Annotated in this window: 1 protein-coding gene; it reads right to left on the bottom strand. The window is 62.5% G+C overall.

What is annotated here, in order from left to right; genetic code table 11:
• Positions 1-65: 65 nt before the first annotated feature.
• Positions 66-1,286 (bottom strand): integrase core domain-containing protein, encoded by a 1,221-nt coding sequence (locus JQ632_RS39140; RefSeq protein WP_249152847.1) that lies wholly within the window; start codon positions 1,284-1,286, stop codon positions 66-68.
• Between the last annotated feature and the right edge of the window lie 8 nt (positions 1,287-1,294).

Below are 1,294 nucleotides of genomic sequence, written 5' to 3' on the forward strand. Positions count from 1 at the left end.
TGAGCAACCGGCGAGATGGGTAACAGTTCAAACCGACGACATGGGTAACACAATTCTTGTTTCGTTCAGGTCTGTTGCTGTTGAGGCTGTGGACCCTGGGGGCAACGCGCAGCGTTGTCCCCAAGTCCACAGCCCTTGCGTTTGGGTCGTCGCAGCTCGTCTCCGCGATGGGCGATGGTGCCGAGCATGATCGGGCCGTAGCTGACGATCCAGCCGTCCTCAGATCCAGCCAGGCCGACTGGCTCCCCCGCCAGAGCTGCTGTGATGTAGATGAACTTGCCGTCCAGTTTGATCTCTCCGTTGTGGCGAACCCGGCGGACTTCCTGATCGCCATAAACCGGTGAGCGCAGAATGCCGTCAAAACGGCGTACCGAAGCCTGATAGCATTCTGCGGGCGTGGCATCGTCGAGTGCCTGGTGCGGGCGCTCTTCGTTGTAGAGCCGTTGGAAGCTGCGTAACCGCCTCAACTGTTCGCGCATGCTATGTGCCGGCGGATTGGCCACCTCCTGCAATAGCGTGAGATGCATGCGCTCATGGCGCCCGTTCTGCTGCGGCTTGCCCGGGGCAATACGTTCCGGCGTCACGCCGGCCTTGATCAGCTTCACCGACAACTGCGACAATCCGCCAGCGCCGCACGAAGCAAAGGGGGATCCGTTGTCCGACCGTATGTAACGGGGCAGCCCAAACTCGCGGAAAGCTGCATCGAGCACCGGCCAGACATGCTCGGTATCCGTGCGAGGCAGCGCCTGACAACGCAACAGGTAACGGCTGTGGGCGTCGGTCAAGGTCAGCGGCTCACACCGCTTGCCGTCCCCGGTCAGGAACCAGCCCTTGAAGTCGATGCACCAGACATCGTTGGCGGCCTCGCAATGGGCAAACGGCGCGCTGGATGGCGGACTGCGCCGGCGCAGCTTGCGCTTCACCGTCAGCCCCTCGCGGTCGAACAGCTCTCCGATCGTGCTCGTCGCCGGCCAATCCGTTTTGGGCGCGGCGCGCTCCAAATAGGCCCGCACCTTCATCGGCCCCCAGGTCGGATGCGCCCGACGGACCTCAAGGCAGCGCTCGGCAATTTTTGGCACTATTGCTTGTGGGTGACGCCGGGGGGCCCGTGAACGGTCGAGCAAACCGGCGACCCCTTCCTCTTCAAAGCGTGCCAGCCACTTGTATCCAATGCGGCGACTTACATCGAACCGACGGCAGATCGCGGCAAACGATTCCTCGCCCTTCTCAACCGCCACCATAAAGCGCATCCGCTCGTCCACGGCACAGGTCTCCTTCCAACCCATCGGCAAAG

It is taken from the genome of Bradyrhizobium liaoningense (assembly GCF_018130955.1).
Lineage (GTDB): Bacteria > Pseudomonadota > Alphaproteobacteria > Rhizobiales > Xanthobacteraceae > Bradyrhizobium > Bradyrhizobium liaoningense_C.